This is a genomic window from Acinetobacter venetianus RAG-1 = CIP 110063, from assembly GCF_000368585.1.
Lineage (GTDB): Bacteria > Pseudomonadota > Gammaproteobacteria > Pseudomonadales > Moraxellaceae > Acinetobacter > Acinetobacter venetianus.
Map to the genome: position 1 here is coordinate 305,582 of NZ_KB849558.1, position 20,879 is coordinate 326,460.

General features: G+C 37.7%; 19 protein-coding genes. 12 read left to right on the plus strand and 7 right to left on the minus strand.

Annotated elements, in window-relative coordinates; genetic code table 11:
* The first annotated feature begins 209 nt into the window (after positions 1-209).
* Complete coding sequence (gene mnmG / locus F959_RS06910) at positions 210-2,090, plus strand: tRNA uridine-5-carboxymethylaminomethyl(34) synthesis enzyme MnmG (protein ID WP_004878581.1); 1,881 nt, start codon at positions 210-212, stop codon at positions 2,088-2,090.
* 73 nt (positions 2,091-2,163) lie between these two features.
* Here the strand turns inward: mnmG and F959_RS06915 are convergent, their stop codons facing one another.
* The 3 genes from F959_RS06915 to F959_RS06925 all read right to left on the minus strand — a co-directional run bounded on the left by F959_RS06915 (position 2,164) and on the right by F959_RS06925 (position 4,266).
* Positions 2,164-2,787 carry a sterol desaturase family protein gene (locus tag F959_RS06915; RefSeq protein ID WP_004878583.1) on the minus strand — a complete coding sequence of 208 codons (624 nt, stop codon included), beginning with the start codon at positions 2,785-2,787 and terminating at the stop codon, positions 2,164-2,166.
* A gap of 86 nt (positions 2,788-2,873) precedes the next feature.
* Positions 2,874-3,884: an AraC family transcriptional regulator gene (locus F959_RS06920; protein ID WP_004878585.1), complete on the minus strand. Its 1,011-nt coding sequence runs from the start codon at positions 3,882-3,884 to the stop codon at positions 2,874-2,876.
* A gap of 160 nt (positions 3,885-4,044) precedes the next feature.
* Complete coding sequence (locus tag F959_RS06925) at positions 4,045-4,266, minus strand: DUF6500 family protein (RefSeq protein WP_004878587.1); 222 nt, start codon at positions 4,264-4,266, stop codon at positions 4,045-4,047.
* Between the two features lie 599 nt (positions 4,267-4,865).
* Here F959_RS06925 and F959_RS06930 point away from each other — a divergent pair.
* From F959_RS06930 to F959_RS06945, 4 genes are all read left to right on the plus strand, one after another.
* A complete protein-coding gene (locus F959_RS06930) occupies positions 4,866-7,073 on the plus strand; it encodes a TonB-dependent receptor (protein ID WP_004878589.1) in 2,208 nt (735 codons plus the stop codon).
* 333 nt (positions 7,074-7,406) lie between these two features.
* Entirely contained in the window at positions 7,407-7,607 is a 201-nt protein-coding gene (locus tag F959_RS16855; RefSeq protein WP_004878590.1) for a hypothetical protein, read from the plus strand.
* A 325-nt stretch (positions 7,608-7,932) separates the two neighbouring features.
* Positions 7,933-9,252 carry an NCS2 family permease gene (locus F959_RS06940; protein WP_004878594.1) on the plus strand — a complete coding sequence of 440 codons (1,320 nt, stop codon included), beginning with the start codon at positions 7,933-7,935 and terminating at the stop codon, positions 9,250-9,252.
* A gap of 114 nt (positions 9,253-9,366) precedes the next feature.
* Positions 9,367-10,365, plus strand: a complete 999-nt coding sequence (locus F959_RS06945) for an adenosine deaminase (RefSeq protein ID WP_004878596.1) — start codon at positions 9,367-9,369, stop codon at positions 10,363-10,365.
* Between the two features lie 43 nt (positions 10,366-10,408).
* On the opposite strand, the gene F959_RS06950 is transcribed toward F959_RS06945, so the two are convergent.
* Positions 10,409-10,963, minus strand: coding sequence for a cytochrome b (locus F959_RS06950; RefSeq protein WP_004878597.1), 555 nt, complete (start codon positions 10,961-10,963; stop codon positions 10,409-10,411).
* Positions 10,964-11,175: 212 nt separating this feature from the next.
* On the opposite strand from F959_RS06950, the gene F959_RS06955 reads away from it, so the two are divergent.
* The 3 genes from F959_RS06955 to rnhB all read left to right on the plus strand — a co-directional run bounded on the left by F959_RS06955 (position 11,176) and on the right by rnhB (position 12,696).
* A complete protein-coding gene (locus F959_RS06955; protein ID WP_017196753.1) occupies positions 11,176-11,550 on the plus strand; it encodes a hypothetical protein in 375 nt (124 codons plus the stop codon).
* A 149-nt stretch (positions 11,551-11,699) separates the two neighbouring features.
* On the plus strand, positions 11,700-11,978 hold the full coding sequence (locus tag F959_RS06960; protein ID WP_004878600.1) for a hypothetical protein: 279 nt from the start codon (positions 11,700-11,702) through the stop codon (positions 11,976-11,978).
* 151 nt (positions 11,979-12,129) lie between these two features.
* Positions 12,130-12,696, plus strand: coding sequence for a ribonuclease HII (gene rnhB / locus F959_RS06965; RefSeq protein WP_004878602.1), 567 nt, complete (start codon positions 12,130-12,132; stop codon positions 12,694-12,696).
* A 70-nt stretch (positions 12,697-12,766) separates the two neighbouring features.
* On the opposite strand, the gene csrA is transcribed toward rnhB, so the two are convergent.
* The 3 genes from csrA to alaS form a co-directional block, all read right to left on the minus strand.
* Positions 12,767-13,030, minus strand: a complete 264-nt coding sequence (csrA, locus tag F959_RS06970) for a carbon storage regulator CsrA (RefSeq protein ID WP_004878605.1) — start codon at positions 13,028-13,030, stop codon at positions 12,767-12,769.
* 239 nt (positions 13,031-13,269) lie between these two features.
* A complete protein-coding gene (locus tag F959_RS06975; RefSeq protein WP_004878607.1) occupies positions 13,270-14,550 on the minus strand; it encodes an aspartate kinase in 1,281 nt (426 codons plus the stop codon).
* Between the two features lie 63 nt (positions 14,551-14,613).
* Positions 14,614-17,262, minus strand: coding sequence for an alanine--tRNA ligase (gene alaS, locus F959_RS06980; RefSeq protein WP_171056577.1), 2,649 nt, complete (start codon positions 17,260-17,262; stop codon positions 14,614-14,616).
* 255 nt (positions 17,263-17,517) lie between these two features.
* Between alaS and F959_RS06985 the strand changes: the two genes are divergently transcribed.
* The 4 genes from F959_RS06985 to F959_RS07000 all read left to right on the plus strand — a co-directional run bounded on the left by F959_RS06985 (position 17,518) and on the right by F959_RS07000 (position 20,788).
* Positions 17,518-18,543, plus strand: a complete 1,026-nt coding sequence (locus tag F959_RS06985; protein WP_004878610.1) for a type I glyceraldehyde-3-phosphate dehydrogenase — start codon at positions 17,518-17,520, stop codon at positions 18,541-18,543.
* Positions 18,544-18,572: 29 nt separating this feature from the next.
* Entirely contained in the window at positions 18,573-18,884 is a 312-nt protein-coding gene (locus F959_RS06990) for a hypothetical protein (RefSeq protein ID WP_004878612.1), read from the plus strand.
* A gap of 143 nt (positions 18,885-19,027) precedes the next feature.
* Complete coding sequence (locus tag F959_RS06995) at positions 19,028-19,555, plus strand: GNAT family N-acetyltransferase (RefSeq protein WP_004878614.1); 528 nt, start codon at positions 19,028-19,030, stop codon at positions 19,553-19,555.
* A 138-nt stretch (positions 19,556-19,693) separates the two neighbouring features.
* The gene (locus tag F959_RS07000) at positions 19,694-20,788 is read left to right on the plus strand and encodes a hypothetical protein (RefSeq protein WP_004878616.1); all 1,095 of its coding nucleotides are present in this window, start codon (positions 19,694-19,696) and stop codon (positions 20,786-20,788) included.
* The last annotated feature ends 91 nt before the right edge of the window (positions 20,789-20,879 follow it).

Consider the following 20,879-nt stretch of genomic DNA (forward strand, 5'->3'; position numbering starts at 1 on the left):
AATTCCTTAAATAAAACAGTGGTGTTCAAGTTACCGATTATGGGGCGCTATGTTAACAGTAGGGTTGAATTGCAACATAACGTTACTTTTTGTGTATTTTGCAGCCATTTCAACGGATTGCTAAAAACAAGAATATTGACCATTTTTGTCAATTTAATGCAAAACTCCTGTATAATACTCTGTCATTTTTTGAATACACATTTACCACTATGCACTATCCTAAGGTTTACGACGTTATTGTAATTGGTGGCGGTCACGCTGGTACGGAAGCGGCACTTGCTGCTGCACGTATGGGAAGACAAACATTATTGTTAACGCATAATATTGAAACTTTGGGGCAGATGAGCTGTAACCCAGCGATCGGTGGTATTGGTAAGTCACATTTAGTACGTGAAATTGATGCATTGGGCGGCGCAATGGCGTTGGCTGCTGATAAAGGTGGTATTCAGTTTCGTATCCTAAATTCACGTAAGGGTGCTGCTGTACGTGCAACACGTGCACAAGCAGACCGTGTCCGTTATAAAGCCGCGATTCGTGAAACCTTAGAAAATCAAGCAAACTTGGATATTTTTCAACAAGCGGCTGATGACCTGATTGTTGAAGGCGATACTGTTAAAGGTGTCGTAACACAAATGGGTATTCGTTTTGATACCAAAACAGTTGTGTTGACGACCGGTACGTTCTTGGGTGGTGTGATTCATATTGGTTTACAAAACTCAAGTGGTGGTCGTGCAGGTGATCCGCCTTCGATTGCGCTTGCTCACCGTTTACGTGAACTCAAACTTCCTGTGGGACGTTTGAAAACTGGTACACCACCACGTATTGATGCACGTTCAGTTGATTTTTCAGTCATGACTCCACAGCCAGGTGATTTTCCATCGCCGGTGATGTCATTTATGGGTGATGTCTCTATGCACCCAGAACAAGTCAATTGCTATATTACCCATACAAGTGAAAAAACCCATGAAATCATTCGTGGTGGTTTAGATCGTTCACCAATGTACACAGGCGTGATCGAAGGTGTTGGCCCTCGTTATTGCCCATCGATTGAAGATAAAATTCATCGTTTTGCTGACAAAGATTCACATCAGGTATTTCTTGAGCCAGAAGGCTTAGATACCCATGAGCTTTATCCAAACGGAATTTCGACTTCTTTACCATTTGACGTACAGTTTAATTTAGTTCGTTCGATCCGTGGTATGGAAAATGCGCATATCCTACGTCCCGGCTATGCGATTGAATACGATTATTTTAACCCACAAGCATTAAAATTCACGCTCGAAACTAAAGCCATTCAAAACTTATATTTCGCTGGCCAGATTAATGGTACGACGGGTTATGAAGAAGCGGGTGCACAAGGTTTACTTGCTGGTTTAAATGCTGCGCGCCGTGCGTGGGAGCAAGAAGAATGGACGCCGAAACGTGATCAAGCTTATATGGGCGTACTCGTTGATGACTTGATTACATTAGGAACGAAAGAACCATATCGTATGTTCACCTCACGCGCGGAATATCGTTTGATGTTGCGTGAAGACAATGCAGATCAGCGTTTAACTGAAATTGGTCGTGAGCTTGGTTTAGTTGATGACGAACGTTGGGCTGCTTATAGTGAAAAAATGGAAGCAGTTGAGCGTGAAACTTCGCGTCTACAACATTTATGGGCAGCACCAAACAACCCAATGGGTAAAAAGTTTGTTGAAATGACAGGTGCTGATTTAAGTAAAGAATGTAGTGCAATTGATTTGCTTAAGCGTCCAAACATTAACTTCACTCAAATTGCTGAATTAACAGGCTCTGAGGTATCTCAGCAAGTTGGTGAGCAGATTGAGATTGCTGTGAAATATGAAGGGTATATCAACCGTCAGCACGAAGATGTCGCTCAATTAAAGCGTCTTGAGGAAACCCGAATCCCTGCTGATTTTGAATATGATGGTATTTCAGGTTTGTCTCGTGAAATCACATTGAAACTAAAAACAGTACGTCCAGAAACGTTAGCACAAGCAAGCCGTATTCCTGGTGTGACGCCAGCAGCAGTTCAATTGCTGATGATTACGATTCGTAAAAATAATATGGCGAAGAAAACAGCTTAATTTTTATTGAATAAGTTGGTTTTGCTAAAAAGCCTAATCTTTATGATTAGGCTTTTTTATAGCTTAAACTTCTCTAAAGTGCGACTTCAATGCCTTGGCTTAAATTGAATTGATCTGTTTGTGTATTCTTATCAATTTTAGCAAATGCTTTCGGAAGTAGACGTCGTGCAGTGCGATTTACTCTTTTTTCTAACCATAATGGCATTTTAATCGCTAAAGGATTTGTTTCGGTATCCGATACATCAGTTAAAACACGAGTCCCCATGATGTAATCAAACCAAGGCTTAGTTACACACCAGTTTGCATTTTGATTGCTAGTCATGTGGTGATCATAATGCCATGGGATGCGCTTTTTGGCATATTCTGGATCAAGATGAGATTTGGCATGAACTTTCCAATAATTCCAAATTCCATAGTACAGACCCGCTGTAAAAAAAGGCGCTACTGGTAAAAACACTGTTGATGCAATGGTTAAGCCAATTAAAGCTGATTTTTCATTATACATTTCTGAATTTTTAAACATAGATTCAGCATAGCCTTCATCATGAAAGTCATTTAGACGAGCACGTTTGTGATGGGCAATATGGGTGAAGAAAGGGCTATTTCTATTTTTGCTTGGGAACTCATGTAACCACACTTTATGAAAATACCATTCCATGCCATTTGCAACGAATATACCTACTGGAAAACCAATCATGTAAAAAATCTCTTAAAACATGAGTTGGATTTTAGAAAAATAATTAGGTTTCCTTTTGACTGAACTGACAGCTTTATATTGCCGACTTAATCAAATGCAGATTGCTTACGTTGTCTATATGCAGTAGGTGTTTCTCCCGTCCAGCGCTTGAATGCTCTAGAAAAGGCAGAGGGTTCAGAAAATCCTGTTAAATATACGATTTGATCAATTGTTTCTTGGGTTTGTGATAAAAGTCGTCGAGAAAGGCGTTCTCTATATTGTGCAATCACTTTTTCATAGCTGGTATTAATCAGTTGTAAATCTGCTCTGAGGCTTCTAGCACTTCGATTTAAATGTTGAGCTACACAATTTTGATCGAATTCACCTGACTCCAATAAGCCACTTGCTAAAATTCTTTCTATTTCGGTAATTAGTTGATGTTTATCTAAAAGCTCAAGTTGTGATTTAGCATGATGCTCATGAATTTTTAATAATTCAGGTTCGTAAGCGGGTGAGGGTTGATCCAATAGTTTTCGATCAAAACAGATTGCACCCTCAGTTTGTGCCAGTTGAACCTTACATTTCCATATTTTTTGATATTCTTCAGAACAAGCACCCTCATTGTAGGGCAGCCAAATTTCTAAAGGCGAAAAAGCATCTTGACTAATATATTTGAAAAAATTTAAAAAAATTCCAATCGCACATTCAAGGTAATGTCTTACAGGGTGTGTTAAACCTGAGATGATCATATAGTCGCTATTCGATTCATCCAGTTTGAAGGACATTGCATCCGTAAGTAAGGCTTGATAACGAACAGTTCGTTTTAATCCCTCACCAAATGTTGGGCTGCTCAAAAAAAGATATTCAATTACTTGACCGCGAAAGGCGGGGACATTCGCGCCGACATGTAACCCAATATCTTGATCATGGCTGATTTGTTCAGCCGCTTGCCAAAAACGTTGTTGGGTTGAATTGTCACGTCGAACAAATTTATCTGGGGGTTGGTCAGGTAAATGCACATTAGCAAAAATTGCTGCTGCATCTAAATCCATCTTTTGCATGGTTTGATACACCATCCACAAAAAGATGCCTGCATCGCTGGTTTTTCTTGAGTGCATAAAAGAACATAAATACGAGTTTTAAAATCAATATACTATGCTCTTTTCATAATGGAAATGAATTTCCTTTTACTTAAATATGGATATTAAGCTATTCATTGGAAATATTTTTGTTTGAGTTCAAGCAACACGAGTTAAAGCAATCAGTCTTTATTAGGAGTCAGTTTGATTGTTCCAAGATGAGTGTTTTAATTTTAGTTGCTTTTTCAAAATGATCTAATCGATGTTCCATAATCCACCAATGTGCTGCTTCCATAAGCTGCTCAGGATCATCATTTTTATTGGCAAAAAATGCATAAAAAGATAAACCAACATTACTGCCTTTTTTAGCAATTTTATCATCACATACTTCTATGATTTTAGTTCTCAGTTCTGTACGCATCTAACTCTTCAAATCTTCATTGATGGATAATTGCATCATAATATACATAAAGCGGAACATGAATGAATGTGAAGTTTAGGGAGGGAAGTATTTCGTATAAGTGATGATTTAACCGTTAAATTGTAGTAGCTAACCGATCATACATAATATTTAAGTCTCTAAAATTAGAGTTTCTTTTCTAGCGTTAACTCCAACGATGGAATCCCCTCATTCATTACTTTGGAAGTTGGAGAAGGGGAAGGTCAATCGTCTTGTCAGCGGCTAGGGGTAGAAAATTTATGCTGAGCGATAAGGAACTAAGAACACTCAATCTTCCATATTAGAATGGATGTTTATTAGAACCCTAAAAAAGATTGAATTATTTTGTGCGTAGCCGAATGTAAAATTGTTTAAAAAGAATAACACATGGATGTTAAAAATATTTTTGGCAATTTTTTACTCACTGTATCCGCTCTATCTATCTCATCTGGGCGATAAATAAGCACTAAAAGCAAAAAATAGACTTAAAGATGATGAAAATGAGAATTATTTTTATTAAAATTGTATCGTTTTTATATTTTTAAGCTTTTTTTAATTTTTATTTGAGTTTGGATATTTTTATGAGTCTCTCGATACCTAGTGCACATACTAAGCCTGTTTTTAAGTTCAGTTTACTTACGGTGATGCTGATCCAAGCGCAATATGCGATTGCGAACGAAGAAAATACGCAAACAGCTGTTATGCCTACAATTAAAATCGAGGCGATGAGTGAGCTTGATCCAATCAAAAGTTATATTGATTATGAACAGGCAAGTGTGACTCGTAACGGTCTCAAGAAAAAAGATATTCCCCAGACAATTGATACCATTGATGTTCAAAAATATAAAATCTATGGAGCCAATGATCTGAGCGTCATGTTGCAAGGAACACCGGGTGTTTCTACGAGTTATGACATGCGTGGAGATGGGATTAGCCTAAGAGGATTTAATGCAGATACTGGTGATATCTATCGTGATGGTATTCGCGAAAGTGGGCAGGTGCGCCGTAGTACTGCTAATGTTCAGCGAATTGAGATTTTAAAAGGTCCTGCCTCAGTACTTTATGGACGTAGTTCTGGTGGCGGTGTAATCAATATGGTCAGTAAAGTTGCCAATTTTGATTCTAAAAGTTCTGTTGGTATTTATGGTGGATCATATGATAACTATGGTTCAACAGTTGATCTAAACCAAGTATTAACGGATAACGTGGCTGTACGTTTGACTGGCGAATATGGAGAATCTAATAGTTTCCGTTCAGGCATTGAAAATAAAATCGAAATGTTGTCTCCAAGTTTTACTTATAAGAATGATGATGGTCTAACTTGGACGATGCAATACACCTATGACAAATTGCATCGCGTTCCAGATCGAGGACCTGAATTTTCTGAGCTTCCAAAAGGAACTTCGATCAAAACAGGATTTGCGCAAAAAGGTGATTATGTCAATGACGTATTACAGATAGCCCGTTCAGACTTGAATTATGAATTTGCGCCAAATTGGAACTTTCACTGGGCTTTAAGTCATCGTCAAGCTGAACAAAACTTTGATCACTTTTATTCTGGTACGTATTGTCAGACTGATCAGACGGTAGCTAAAAACATTGGTTCTTGTGATGGGCATGCAGGGGAAATCTCTCAAATTTATTATTGGCAACAAACAAGTAATAAGACGACCAGTAATAGTTTTGATATTCGTGGTGAATTTGATACAGGTCGCTTAAAGCATAACCTTCTAGTGGGTGCAGATTGGACCTATGAGCAACGTGAACCAAAACTCGCAAATAAAAATCAAGATGGTTCAATTCTGTGGGGATATGTCAATCCATTGACAGGTGAACGTTCTAACTCACGAGACGGCAGTGATTTAAAGCTTAATACGCATAACTATAATCAGAGTGAAGCTTATGGCTTATTTATTCAGGATTTAATTAGCTTTAATGATTATTTCAAAGTTATGCTCGGTGGGCGTTATGATTATTTCCATTCGAAGACAACCAACCGTTTGAAAGACAGTAATGATCCTGATTATCAACGTAGCATTGATGGTGAAAGCTTTAGCCCGAACATCGGTTTAATTTGGCAACCAATTGAAAGTCAAAGTTTCTATGCGTCTTATAGTAAAAGTTTTGCACCATTTGGGGGGAGTGTTGGTGTAAATGTAGTGTCTGCAAATACAAACTTAGATGCATTTGATGCAGAGCCGCAATACAACGAACAATATGAAGTGGGTGTTAAAAGTGATTGGATCAATGATCGTTTAAATACTCAACTTTCTGTATTTGATATTCGTAAAAACAATATTCGCTATAAGCCTAATCCAGATGATGAGCCAAATGTCTGGGCTGTCGGTGGGCAACATCGTTCTCGTGGTGTTGAATTTAGCTTCATTGGGCGTGTGTTGGATAATTTATTTGTTCGTGGTGGTTATGGATATAACGAAGCCGAAGTTACAAAGGATAAGGAGAAACCACAGAATATTGGTAAAGTACTGAATAACGTGCCAAAACATACAGGTAACTTATTTGTACGCTATTTGCCGACAGATAAAATCTATACAGAGGTTGGTGCAACTTATGTAGGTGATGCAACAGTCTATGCACGCGGTAATTTGGATAATGATCCTATGTCATTTGATGGTTTTACTCGAGTAGATGCGGCAATTGGTTACAGTACTGATCCTTGGAATGTAACGATAGCAGTGAATAATTTAACGAATAAAGAATATTGGCGCTCAGCATCAATGCCGGGAACACCGCGTAATTTCTTAGTTCGTTTAAACTATCAATTCTAAATATCTAAATTGTTGCAATACGGAACATCTTTGCTCTTTGAGCAAAGATGTTTTTTTAACTAAATGTAACAGCTTTATATATTGATAAATCAACCAATTGGTAAAATTTAGCTATACAAAATCTTGCTATCTAATTGAATTATATAAAATGCTATTGCTTTAAAAACTAGATTATTCTAGTATTTATTTGGATATAAAATGTACAGAACCAATTTGTGAAAGGTTATATAATTGTGACTTATTGCTAATTAGTGGTTGTTGAATGTTAACTGGTTCTCATTTTTGTTCTATTTTGTTAGTATTAAAGAAAAGCATACAATTGAGATAATAATAATGAAGATATTACTTGCACTATTAGTTGTTTGTTCCGTCTTTGTTTTAGGATATGCATCATATGCGGATGCCCAAAACAAAAAGCGGGAAGAGCTTATTAAGATTGTCAATGATGCTGAGCATAGTTTAAATGAGATCCAACATAATCCTAACTATGTAAAGCACAATACGCATTTGTCTTCTTATAAGCAAAAGAGTTGAATTTTGCTTGATCATCTAATCAAAAATTAGGTGACTCAGGATGAATGGATTGTTTATGCTTTTTTTATGCTGTGATACTCAAGTTTTGATGAGAATCTGTTAAAATATTTACCATTAAATAAAAAGCTGCATCTCGTTATGCAGCTTTTTACGTTTTGATATCGGAATCAAATTTATACCTATCGTCTGCGTAGCAAGTGCAATATTGGCATATAGATTGCTTTATTGTCTTGTATACCTTTTTGTGTACATTCAAAAAACTATTTGAAACACAAGCGTATAGATTTCAAATTCTACGATCTTAGATTTTAACAGGTGCTATGTTATGACAACGCCTAATGCTTCGGCTGGTTTGTTAGAACGCTTATTTAAGTTGAGCGATAATAAAACCAACTTTAGAACAGAAGTTCTAGCTGGTGTAACTACATTTTTGACCATGTGTTACATCATCATTGTAAACCCACTCATTCTTTCTGAAACAGGAATGGATCATGGCGCTGTCTTTGTAGCGACCTGTTTGGCAGCTGCAATTGGCTGCTTGGTCATGGGGATTGTTGCAAATTATCCAATCGCACTTGCACCAGGTATGGGCTTAAATGCTTACTTTACCTATTCAGTGTGTTTAGGCATGGGGGTGCCTTGGCAAACGGCTTTGGCGGCTGTGTTCGTTTCAGGTTTGGTTTTCTTAGCGATTAGCTTTTTCAAAATTCGTGAAGCAATCGTGAATGCAATTCCTATGTCGTTAAAGTTTGCAATCGGTGGTGGTATTGGTTTATTCCTTGCTTTGATTGCACTTAAAAATGCTGGAATCATTGTAGATAATCCCGCAACTTTAGTGGGTTTGGGTGATATCAAACAGCCTACAGTTTTATTGGCACTATTTGGCTTTTTAATGATTGTTGTATTGCACCAATTTAAAGTGCGTGGCGCAATTATTATTAGTATCTTGGTCGTAACAGCAATTGCAACAGCAATGGGTTTAAACGAATTCAAGGGCGTTGTTGGTCAAGTTCCTTCTTTAGCGCCAACCTTTATGCAAATGGATTTTGAAGGATTATTTACTGCAAGTATGGTTGGGGTAATTTTTGTCTTCTTTATCGTAGATTTGTTCGATAGTACAGGGACTTTAGTTGGTGTTTCACATCGTGCAGGCCTACTTCAAGATGGTAAATTACCTCGTTTAAAGAAAGCGTTATTTGCTGACTCTACTGCTATTGTTGCAGGTGCTGCCTTAGGTACATCATCCACCACACCATATATCGAGTCTGCTTCGGGTGTTGCAGCGGGTGGACGTACAGGTTTAACAGCGGTTGTGGTTGCATTCTTATTTATTGGATGCTTATTCCTTGCACCCTTGGCTCAATCTGTACCAGGTTTTGCGACTGCACCAGCTTTGTTATTCATCGGTGTGTTGATGATTCAAGGGATCACGCACATTGATTGGGATGATATTACGGAAGCAGTTCCTGCATTTCTAACCATCGTATTCATGCCATTTACTTATTCGATTGCAGATGGTATTGCAATGGGTTTCATTAGCTATGCGCTAGTTAAATTACTGACAGGCAAAGCAAAAACAGTTCCATATATGGTTTGGATTATTGCTGCTTTGTGGGTATTTAAATTCATCGCATTTGGTGGCTAAGCAAATCGTTACTATTCATTTATTATTCTCTTTGTGAAATATTTTCTCAAAGAGAACCCTAAAAGGGTGTACTCGTTCAGGTAACACCCTTTTTTATTTAGACGCGGAGTTTATATGAATCAAATCGAGCTGATTCGTGCTTTACCAAAGGCCGAATTGCATGTGCACATTGAAGGGACTTTTGAACCAGAACTGATGTTTGCAATTGCACAGCGTAATCAGATTCAGATTCCTTATCAATCAGTTGAAGAAGTGAAACAAGCTTATAATTTTCACAATCTTCAATCATTTCTAGACATTTACTATGCAGGTGCAAATGTACTTGTTCATGAACAAGACTTTTATGATCTCGCTTGGGCATATTTTGAAAAATGTGCTGAAGACCGAGTTGTCCATACAGAAATGTTCTTTGATCCACAGACGCATACTGAGCGTGGAGTTGAATTTGCAACAGTATTGGCTGGTTTAAAACGTGCTTGTACAGATGCAAAAGAAAAATTAGGGATTAGCTCTCAGTTGATCATGTGCTTCTTGCGTCATTTAAGTGAAGAAAAAGCATTTGAAACACTTGAGCAAGCCTTGCCGTTTAAAGATGACATTATTGCAATTGGATTGGATTCAAGTGAAGTTGGTCATCCACCATCAAAGTTTGAACGTGTTTTCACGAAAGCGCGTGAAGCAGGGTTTTTGATTGTTGCACATGCTGGTGAAGAAGGTCCTCCAGAATATATCTGGGAAGCACTGGATTTACTCAAAGTGAATCGTATCGATCATGGTGTACGTTCAGAAGAAGATGAGCGTTTGATGACACGTTTAATTGCTGAAAAGATGCCGTTAACGGTTTGTCCACTCAGTAACTTGAAATTGTGCGTTGTGAAAGATATGGGCGAACATAATATTCGTCGTCTATTACAGAAAGGTGTACATGTTACGGTCAATTCAGATGACCCATCATATTTTGGTGGTTATATGAATGATAACTTTATTGCGATTCAAGAAGCGTTAGCACTGAGTCATGATGAATTAAAGCAGCTTGCGATCAACTCTTTTGAAGCTTCGTTTATTTCTGATGAAGAAAAGCAAAAGTGGATTGAAGAAATTAAAGCCATTTAAAATAAAAAAACCGCATTATGCGGTTTTTTTTATGCCTTTATATTTATTTAGGTTGACGTAACATACTCAGCAAGACGTTATCTTTATCAATCACATGGTGTTTAATCGCAGCCAAAATATGCCCAGCAACTAGTAGACCTGCAAACCAAGATAAATAAATATGTAGCGGTTTTACAATTGCAAGTAGATCGGGATTATCTTGTACTAAACGAGGGATCTCAAATAAATATAAAACAGGTGCAGGATGACCAGCACTCCAACTAAACAAACAACCCGTAATTGGTAGAGCTAATAACATTAAATAAAGGAATAAATGCCCTATATGCGCTAAGCCTTTCATCATTGGTGACATCGTTGCTGGTAGCTTTGGTGCAGGATGTGTGTAGCGCCAAAAAATACGAATAACAACCAAGAAAATAATTGTTGTTGCTATATTTTTATGTAGGGTAATGACAGTTCCCTTAAATCCACCATCGACTTCATAGCTTAAAAAGTTTCCGCTATAGAATCCGATCAGCCATGCGGTAATAAAAATAGCAGCCATGAGCCAATGCAGAACTTGCGCCGTGCGTGTGTAATATTGTGCTGAGGTTGACATCGCAACATCCTAGCTGTGATATGAGTGATCTGATTTTAATTAGCTCTTTTTATTGCTTATACAGTGTATACGTAACAGAGCGTTTTATGCATGCAACGGTCAATGAAATTTGCCTATTGTTATATTATGTAATAAGTCTACAGAGTCAATTGATTAAATCTTTTATTTCGTCAAAATACGCCTGCCAAAATTTTGGATATAGGTCTAAGGTCGTGAAAAAATTATTACTTGTATTGCCAGCACTATTTGCGCTTAATGGTTGTGTAGCACCAAATGCGAATAACACTACAGCTACCACATCTCAACAGTTAGGCATGACAGCATTGAAAGTTGCTGTAAATGCGAAATGTATCAATGAAATAAATACTTTACCAGCTTGGAAAACAGCGACACGTTTGATGACGACTGAACAACGTGAAAACATTCAAACGAATGTTTGTGGTTGCGTAAGTGAGAAAGCTCCAAATAGCGTCACAACAGTAGAATTAGCGACTGCTGCAATTGATCCAACTGCTCGTGCAACAATCGTAAGCCAAGTGGTATCTGAGACGGTGAATGCATGTGTTGCTGAAGCATTGAATAAATAATTAATTCAGTACATTACTAGCAAAGTTGGATATTTCAGCTTTGCTTTTTTAATAAAAAGAAAATCAATACCATTTTTCAATTTTAAATCACGCTTAGATATTCTAGTTTGAACAATTAAAACTTTAATCACATAATTAGGCTATAAGTAATGAAAAAGAATCATTTGTTATTCATTCTATCAACATCCTTAACTCTATTGGTATGTAGCAGTGCTCAAAGTGCTGAACAGAGCAAATTAAAATTAGGTACATCTGCTATTGAGTTTGCAGCGCAAACAAAGTGTAGTCATGATATAGATGATTTTGCTGCGTGGAAGGTGGCGAGTCGATTAATGAGCAGTGAATTAAAGAAGCAAAAGAAAAACAAATATGTAAATGTGTTGGAAAGAATGCACCAACTGTTCTGTCTCCATCTGAACTTGCTTTAGCTGCCGTCGATTCAAAAGCTAGAACAGCGTTAACAGGTGTTGCTGTTGCAAAAACGATGAATGCTTGTGTGTCAGAAGTGATAAAATAATAAATTAGTTAATAATGTTTAGTTAGCTGCGATCAAGGCAGCTAATTTTTTGTGGAAAAGATATGTTTGTTGCTGGTGTAGATGAGGCAGGGCGTGGGCCATTGGTTGGCTCAGTGGTTGCGGCGGCTGTAATTTTAGATCCGAATAATCCGATTGAAGGATTAAATGACTCTAAAAAATTAACTGAGAAGAAACGAGAAAAACTCTTTTTAGAAATTAAAGAAAAAGCATTGGCATGGTCAATTGCAGAAGCAACTCATGCTGAAATTGATGAATTCAATATCTTACAAGCGACATTCTTGGCAATGCTTAGAGCAGTAGAGGGTTTACAAACTCAACCAGAAAAAGTCATCGTGGATGGTAATCAAATCCCTAAAGGAATAACTATTCCTTGTGAAGCGATTGTTGGGGGGGATGCGAGTCATGCTGAAATTAGTGCTGCGAGTATTTTAGCGAAAGTAACTCGAGATCATCAGATGAAAGCTTTAGATTTACAGTATCCTGACTTTGGATTTGCAAAACATAAAGGCTACCCTACAAAAGCGCATTTTGAGGCGATTGCTACTCATGGTGTGATAGATGAGCATCGACGTAGTTATGCACCAGTGAGAAAAGCATTAGGGTTATAAAATGCTTTGCCCAAAATAATTAAAGCGACTGTAAAAAGTCGCTTTAATTATTGGAGAAAAATTCTGTGCATTAACGATTGAAGTTATTATTTCGAGTAAAATCGGTATTATCTTCTTCATAAGAAAGTTGATAATCTTGATCAAGATGTTGTAGATGCTCATGCATGGCACGTTCATGTTGGATACGTTGGTAAATTTCCTCACGATGCACAGAAACTTCTTTTGGAGCATTTACACCAATACGCACCTGATTGCCTTTTACGCCAAGCACAGTAACACTGACTTGATCCCCAATCATTAATGTTTCTCCGACACGACGGGTCAGAATCAGCATGTTTATCTCCTTGCTAAACGCTTAAACTTGCGACAGGGAATTCATTTTAGAAAGCACAGCCTTAATATACAGAAAATTCTAACAGAAATATGTAAAAAACATTCTTTTTCGTAAGTTCTGTTGGAACTTCCTGAAAAACCTCACGGATTAATATAACAGAGCCACTGTAGGAAAAACTATAGTGGCTCTGTTTTTTTTTGCTATTTACTTGAAAGTAAATATGTTTAAGCAGCTATTAATTAAGCACGTGCACTGCTTTCGCCGTGTTCACGGTCTAAGCCAAATGCAGTGTGTAAACAACGAACAGCAAGCTCTAAATAGTTTTCTTCAATCAATACAGAAATTTTAATTTCTGAGGTAGAGATCATCAAAATATTGATGCTTTCATCAGCTAATGCAGTGAACATTTTGCTCGCAACACCTGCATGTGAACGCATACCAACACCAACGATAGATACTTTAACGATGTCATCACGAGTTACAACTTCACATCCTTCGATGCTGCTTGCAGTTTGCTCTAGGATAGCTTTTGCTTTTGCTAAATCAGTGCGATTAACTGTGAAGGTAAAATCAGTCGTACCATCTTCTTCAACATTTTGGATAATCATATCCACTTCAATGTTGGCATTGCTGATTGGTGACAAGATTTTAGATGCAATACCTGGCTCATCAGGAACACCCAAAATAGTGAGTTTTGCTTCGTCACGGTTAAATGCAATACCTGCAATGATTGGTTGTTCCATATCGTCCTCTGCCTCAGTCGTAATTAGTGTGCCTACGTTTTGTTTGAAATCTTCATCAAATGCGCCATCATCATCATTATCAAAACTTGATAATACACGCAGTGGAACTTGATATTTACCTGCGAATTCAACAGAGCGGATTTGTAAAACTTTTGAGCCTAAAGATGCCATTTCTAGCATTTCCTCAAAAGAGATACGGTCAACTTTCTTCGCTTTTGGTGCAACACGCGGATCAGTCGTGTATACGCCATCAACATCAGTATAAATTTGACATTCATCTGCTTTAAGTGCTGCTGCAAGTGCTACACCAGAAGTATCCGAACCACCACGACCAAGTGTTGTTGTATTACCTTCAGCGTCAAAGCCTTGGAAACCTGCAACGACGAGTACGCGACCAGCATCTAAGTCCTTTGTCATCACATCAGTATCAATAGATTCAATACGTGCTTTGGTGAAAGCACTATCCGTTTTAATACCGACTTGGCGACCTGTATAAGATTTAGCTTCTACACCAATTGAGTTCAGTGCCATAGCTAACATGGAAATCGTTACTTGTTCACCCGTTGACACCATTTGATCTAATTCACGTGGGTCAGGGGTGGTGGTAATGGCTTTAGCAAGCGCAAGTAAGCGGTTTGTTTCACCACTCATTGCAGACACGACAACGACCACCTTGTGACCGTGATCATGCCAACGCTTGACACGACGAGCAACATTTAAAATGCGCTCAGGAGTACCCATAGAAGTACCGCCATATTTTTGAACGATTAATGCCATAGTTGTTCCATATAAGCCATGACCCTGAGAGGCATCAGGGTCAGTTACACAAAAGTGAAGTTCTTATTGCTCAAGCCATGCAGGTAATGCTGCGATCACTTGATCAAACTTCTCGTTTAGTGGCGCGCCACCTTGTGCTAAGTCAGGTTTACCACCACCTTTACCACCAAGCTCTTGAGCTAAGTGTTTGATGATGTCACCTGCTTTTAGAGTTGCAGCATATTGTTTAGCGACGGACGCGATTAAACTCACTTTATCGCCTTCAATGCCAGCTAAAATAATGACTGCATCTTCCAATTTTGATTTTACGCTGTCATGTAGATTGCGTAGTGACTTTGCATCCAGACCTTGAACAGTCGTGATAAGTGTTTGACGACCAGCAATTGTTTTTACTTGGCCGAGTAATTCAGCTGCTTGGAAACTTGCTAACTTCTGATTAAGTTGTTCAATCTGCTTTTGCAAGCTAGACGCCGTATCAACAATTGCTTCAACCTTCTCAACAGTTTGCTCTTTCTGAGCTTTAAGTAAACCATTGATTGTCTGAATATCACGATCGGCTTTTTGAACAGCTTCGAGTGCTTTTGAACCTGTTACCGCCTCGATACGACGAACACCTGCGGCAACACCGCCTTCAGAGGTGATCTTGAATAAACCAATATCACCTGTACGTTTTACGTGAATACCACCACATAGTTCGATCGAGAAGTTCTTCTCTTCAATCACAGAGCCCATAGATAATACGCGAACTTCTTCGCCATATTTTTCCCCGAAAAGCATCATTGCGCCTTTCGCTTTTGCAGATTCGATATCGAGAAGTTCGGTATTTACTGGAGTATTTGCGATCACTTCAGCATTGACTAAACGTTCGATCTGTTGAATTTGTTCAAACGTAACAGGTTGATCATTGGCAAAGTCAAAACGTAAAATATCGCTTTCGACCAAAGAACCTTTTTGTTGAACGTGATCACCTAAAATCTGACGTAATGCAGCATGTAAAAGGTGAGTCGCAGAGTGATTTCGGGCGGTTGCATCACGTAGATCTGCTTTAACAGTCGCTTCTACATTTTGTGAAGTTTTTAGACTACCAACAGTAACGATACCTTGGTGTACAAATGCTCCACCAGATTTTTTAGTATCTTGAACTTCAAAGATACCTGTATCGTTCTTGAAGATACCTGTGTCACCAATCTGACCACCACTTTCTGCATAGAAAGGGGTTTGGTTCAATACAATAAGTGCTTCATCACCTTCGTTAACTTCATCAACCTGAACGCCATCTTTATAGATCGCAACAATTCGACCTTGACCCTGAGTTGCATCATAGCCATCAAATTGTGTTTCGCCTTCGACTTTAACAATGCTGTTATAGTCAACTGCGAATTTACCAGCATCACGAGCACGTTGGCGTTGAGCAGCCATTTCTACTTCGAAGCCAGCTTCATCAATCGTTAGATCACGTTCACGTGCGATATCAGCAGTTAAGTCAGTTGGGAAGCCATAAGTATCATAAAGTTTGAATACAGTTTCACCTGCAATCACACTACCTTTTAGTTGAGCGAGTTCACCCTCTAAAAGTTTTAAGCCTTGCTCAAGTGTCTTGGCAAACTGTTCTTCTTCACGAATTAAAGTTGCTTCAATAACATCTTTACGTGTTACTAATTCAGGATAAGCTTCACCCATGACTTCGATGAGTGGTTGAAGCATCTTGTAGAAGAATGTACCTGTTGCACCTAGTTTATTACCATGACGTACTGCACGACGGATAATACGACGTAACACATAACCACGACCTTCATTTGAAGGATTCACGCCATCCGCGATCAAGAAGCAGCAAGAGCGGGCATGGTCAGCAAGAACACGTAAAGAAGGTTGACCTTCTTCTTGAATGCCAATGATGTCAGCAGCTGCTTTTAACAAATGTTGGAATAAGTCAATTTCGTAGTTCGAATTGACATGCTGAAGCACAGCTGAAATACGCTCCAAGCCCATACCTGTATCGACAGAAGGTGCTGGAAGAGGGTGCATAACACCATCCGCAGTGCGGTTGAACTGCATGAAAACGTTGTTCCAGATTTCGATGAAGCGATCGCCATCTTCTTCTGGTGTACCTGGTAATCCACCCCAGATATGGTCGCCATGATCATAGAAAATTTCAGAACAAGGGCCGCAAGGACCTGTATCACCCATTGCCCAGAAGTTATCTGAAGCGTATTGACCGCCTTTGTTATCACCGATACGGATAATACGCTCGGCATCTACGCCGATCTCTTTATTCCATATGTCAAAGGCTTCATCATCAGTATGATAAACCGTGACATAAAGACGATCTTTTGGTAAGCCTAACCATTGTTCGCTGGTTAAAAACTCCCAAGCGAATTTAAGTGCATTTTGTTTGAAATAATCACCAAAAGAGAAGTTACCTAACATCTCAAAGAATGTATGGTGACGAGCAGTATAACCGACATTATCAAGGTCGTTATGTTTACCACCTGCACGTACACATTTTTGTGATGATACTGCGCGTACATAGTCGCGCTTTTCTAAGCCTAAGAAACAATCTTTAAACTGGTTCATTCCAGCATTTGTAAACAGCAACGTTGGGTCATTGGCGGGAACGAGAGAACTCGACGCGACACGTGTGTGGCCTTGCGATTCAAAATAACGCAAAAAAGCTTCACGAATTTCAGCTGATGTCATAAAACGAGTACTCACAACCAAGACACTCCATAATTTTGAATTTGGCTATATGCAATGAGGAAAGTTGTTTTAAGTTCTACAATCGAACCTATTGCATGGCATAGATTTTAAAAGTGCTAAATTATAACGGAAAATGTGTGCCCAACCAACGATTTTACAAGCAATATCATATAAAACTGTGTTTAAGCTAAAAATCTATATTCAACAATGCTTCTCATGTTTTACCATATAGCATAGAAAAGATGATGTTTTGATGAATAAGGATGCTACATGCAACGTATCGCTATCAATGGATTTGGTCGAATTGGTCGGAATGTGTTACGTGCATGGTTTGAAAACTCAAAGAAGTTTCAATTTGAAATCGTTGCTATTAATGACGTTGCTGATGTACAAACTTTAGTACATCTTTTTAAATATGATACAACGCATGGTCGTTTTGCTGGGCAAGTCGATATTCAAATTGATGGCGAGCACATTTTTTTGAACATTCAGTCAAATCAACGTCAACTCAGATTACAAGTGTTTAATAACGAATGTCCTGAATGTCTACCATGGGAAAAATTAAATATTGATGTTGTACTTGAGTGTACAGGTCTTTTCCGCTCCAGAGCTGATGCAACGCGTCATGTTGAGGCAGGAGCAAAAAGAGTCATTATCGGGGCTGCACCTTTTGATACCGTTGATGCTGCGATTGTTTATGGTGTAAATCACGCAGACGTAAAACCCTCGGATCAAATTATTTCAAGTGTTTCATGTACAACGCAAGCATTGGTACCACTGGTTAAAATCATTGATGATGCTTTTGGTATTGAAACAGCACTGATGACTGAAATTCATGCGGTAACAGCGGATCAATCTGTTTTAGACCATGCACATCGAGATTTACGTCGAGCAAGAGCATCTGGACAAAATATCATTCCAACGACATCAAGTGCTTTAGGTGCATTGAAACGTGTTATGCCTAAAATGGAAGATCGTATTGATGGATATTCGATACGTGTACCGACCATAAATGTGGCGGCAATTGATCTCACCTTTATTTCTCAATTACCAATTACCGTACATAAAATAAATGAGGTGTTGGTCAAAGCGGCACAATTTGATTATGCTCAAATTATGCAAGTGACAGATGAGGATCTTGTATCAAGTGATTTTAATCATTCACCATATTCTTTGATTGTGGATTTAACACAAACAATCGTTGTTGGTCATCAGGCGAAAGTTTTTGCTTGGTATGATAATGAATGGGGCTATGCGAATCGCTTACTAGATCTGTGTGAATCATTTAATAAATAATTTTAGAAAATAAAAATTGGAGAGGGGAAATGGGATTAATGATGATGTGGGGTTTCATTATCTTATTAATGTTGGCAGTTATTTTTTTATTTTGGTTTCAATTTAAAAATGTAGAAGTTAAAAATCAGGATGTAGAGGTTCTCCAGCTTGAAGAGAAAGTGCTTCACTTAGAGCTACACCTTAAAAAAAGCTTAGAAATTATGCAGGATTTGGCAAAGAAAATGCATGTTCAACAAGAGGTGTTGGATAGAACAGTGGCGAATATTGCCGCACTAGAAAAACAAAATGCCGAACTAGTAAATGTTTTAGAGATCGTAGTTAAAAGTGGTAAAGGGAAATAGTAAATTAGGTTGTTATATGTTTAAAATTTCAAATTGATTGCATTTAGTTTAATGATATAAACCTATTTTCAGACATGGGAATGATCTTACTATTTTTATTTAACTTCAAACTATTAAAATTCATAATAATTTTGAGGATGTGAATGAACTATAATTTAAGTAACTTTGAATTCCGTCTTACTTGTGAAGATGATTGGGAGATACTTAAAGCCATTCGTTTGCAGTCATTATTTGATAGTCCTGATGCATTTACTGCAACTTATGCAACTACTGAGAAATATGATGAGAAAGAATGGCGTAATCGGGCAGCTCAAAGGACTAACAATCAATATATTCTCGCGATTCACAATGCTCGGGCAGTGGGTATAGTTGGTGGAACTCTTAATTCTGAGTTAGAGTTTAATGTGATTGCTATGTGGGTTAACCCTTTATTTCGTGGCAGTGGTGTAGCAGATCATTTGATTGTTGCAGTTAAAAAGTTAGCGATTTCTAAAGGACATCATCGAATTGTACTAAGCGTCTCTGATCATAATCTGCATGCGAAAAATCTTTATCTTAAACATGGTTTTCAATTTATATCTAATTTAGATGGAATCTCTCTTTGTTCTGATACAACTGATACAAAAAGTCAAAAAATGGAGTGTTTTATTAAAGGTATAGACTTAGATTAATCATTAGAATTTTATTAAACTAACTGTTTTGATATTTATGAAAACTAAAAATAAACTCTAGGATTTTTTTCTTGTTAGCTTTTTGTTGTTTTTGATATTATTTTAGCTCCTAAATAAATTAAAAATGATTGTTAACCTATGAAGCTTGGATCAAAAAAAATAACAGGAACTCTTATTATATTTTCAACACTTCTTTTAACAGCCTGCGGTGGTGGCTCGAATCAGAGTAATGATAAAAAATCTGATGATGAATCATCTGAACAAAATGCACTGTACAAAGTATATTATCAACCATTTAATGTCTCATCTGGTTTGATCACAGATTTTTTTGAGATAACAACATATCTGATTCAAGACGATCAAATTAATTTTAATAAATCACATAACCAACCTTTAGACAGAAGAATTTTAACTGAATCTAAAATTTTAGAAATTGGAACACCGCAGAGCAATGTCTTCAAAAGACTTACACCTACTCAATGGCGATATGAGCGTACATCTGAGTTGCAACAGGATTTGAGTTTTGAGTTGGTGCAATTAGATGGGCAAAATGTTTTTGATCGCGTATTGCCAGGATACCGTGAAAATATTAATTTAAGTTCCAATGAAACAAATGGATTAAATCAAAATTTAATTAAATTTTATCAAAATTATAAAGATACTGTTTTTCCTAAAAATAGCATTTGCTATCGTTTAAAGGAAACGCAATGGAACCAGAATCATATTACTCAAGTCGATTCATTCGATAGTCCTTCCTTCGCAGAAGTACGTGAGCGGATTGTTAACCAATATGAAGGCTTGAAATATCCTCCGATTTCAAATCAATCTGATTATCAACTGGCTTGGGGAAATTGGCATGGATATGATTGGATATTCTTATTAAATAATTTAGATGTAGAAGAAACAGTTGGAACAATAGGTGATGCTACTGATCAATCTGCTTATGCTATTTATACGCCATCGCAGCCGTGGTCGGTAGAGCAGAGCTTAAGCTATGCTCGCGATCAGCTAAATTCATTTGAAAAATATGATAGGGATGATCAAATTAGTCAAATGATTATATTGGGTCAAAAGATGCGAATTGCAAACTTAGAAAAAGGCTGCTTTGCGTTTAACTTACAGGCGATTAAAACACTCAAAAAATTAAATCTGATCAATTGGAAACAAGGTGATAGTTCAGATGTTGGACAGTTCTTTGGATCACGAACGATAGTCGACGCTAGTCATGAGTGATTTTTAATTAATTGAATCTATTTATTAAATTCATAAATATGTGCTGATGTGCTGGAGGCAATACGATACCGAATTATTCAAATTCTCAGGT

What these genes read in the sequence shown, in the direction of transcription:
- mnmG (WP_004878581.1), top strand. Translation starts at nt 210, where the DNA reads ATGCACTATCCTAAGGTTTACGACGTTATTGTAATTGGTGGCGGTCAC.
- F959_RS06915 (WP_004878583.1), bottom strand. Translation starts at nt 2,787, where the DNA reads ATGATTGGTTTTCCAGTAGGTATATTCGTTGCAAATGGCATGGAATGG.
- F959_RS06920 (WP_004878585.1), bottom strand. Translation starts at nt 3,884, where the DNA reads ATGCACTCAAGAAAAACCAGCGATGCAGGCATCTTTTTGTGGATGGTG.
- F959_RS06925 (WP_004878587.1), bottom strand. Translation starts at nt 4,266, where the DNA reads ATGCGTACAGAACTGAGAACTAAAATCATAGAAGTATGTGATGATAAA.
- F959_RS06930 (WP_004878589.1), top strand. Translation starts at nt 4,866, where the DNA reads ATGAGTCTCTCGATACCTAGTGCACATACTAAGCCTGTTTTTAAGTTC.
- F959_RS16855 (WP_004878590.1), top strand. Translation starts at nt 7,407, where the DNA reads ATGAAGATATTACTTGCACTATTAGTTGTTTGTTCCGTCTTTGTTTTA.
- F959_RS06940 (WP_004878594.1), top strand. Translation starts at nt 7,933, where the DNA reads ATGACAACGCCTAATGCTTCGGCTGGTTTGTTAGAACGCTTATTTAAG.
- F959_RS06945 (WP_004878596.1), top strand. Translation starts at nt 9,367, where the DNA reads ATGAATCAAATCGAGCTGATTCGTGCTTTACCAAAGGCCGAATTGCAT.
- F959_RS06950 (WP_004878597.1), bottom strand. Translation starts at nt 10,963, where the DNA reads ATGTCAACCTCAGCACAATATTACACACGCACGGCGCAAGTTCTGCAT.
- F959_RS06960 (WP_004878600.1), top strand. Translation starts at nt 11,700, where the DNA reads ATGAAAAAGAATCATTTGTTATTCATTCTATCAACATCCTTAACTCTA.
- rnhB (WP_004878602.1), top strand. Translation starts at nt 12,130, where the DNA reads ATGTTTGTTGCTGGTGTAGATGAGGCAGGGCGTGGGCCATTGGTTGGC.
- csrA (WP_004878605.1), bottom strand. Translation starts at nt 13,030, where the DNA reads ATGCTGATTCTGACCCGTCGTGTCGGAGAAACATTAATGATTGGGGAT.
- F959_RS06975 (WP_004878607.1), bottom strand. Translation starts at nt 14,550, where the DNA reads ATGGCATTAATCGTTCAAAAATATGGCGGTACTTCTATGGGTACTCCT.
- F959_RS06985 (WP_004878610.1), top strand. Translation starts at nt 17,518, where the DNA reads ATGCAACGTATCGCTATCAATGGATTTGGTCGAATTGGTCGGAATGTG.
- F959_RS06990 (WP_004878612.1), top strand. Translation starts at nt 18,573, where the DNA reads ATGGGATTAATGATGATGTGGGGTTTCATTATCTTATTAATGTTGGCA.
- F959_RS06995 (WP_004878614.1), top strand. Translation starts at nt 19,028, where the DNA reads ATGAACTATAATTTAAGTAACTTTGAATTCCGTCTTACTTGTGAAGAT.
- F959_RS07000 (WP_004878616.1), top strand. Translation starts at nt 19,694, where the DNA reads ATGAAGCTTGGATCAAAAAAAATAACAGGAACTCTTATTATATTTTCA.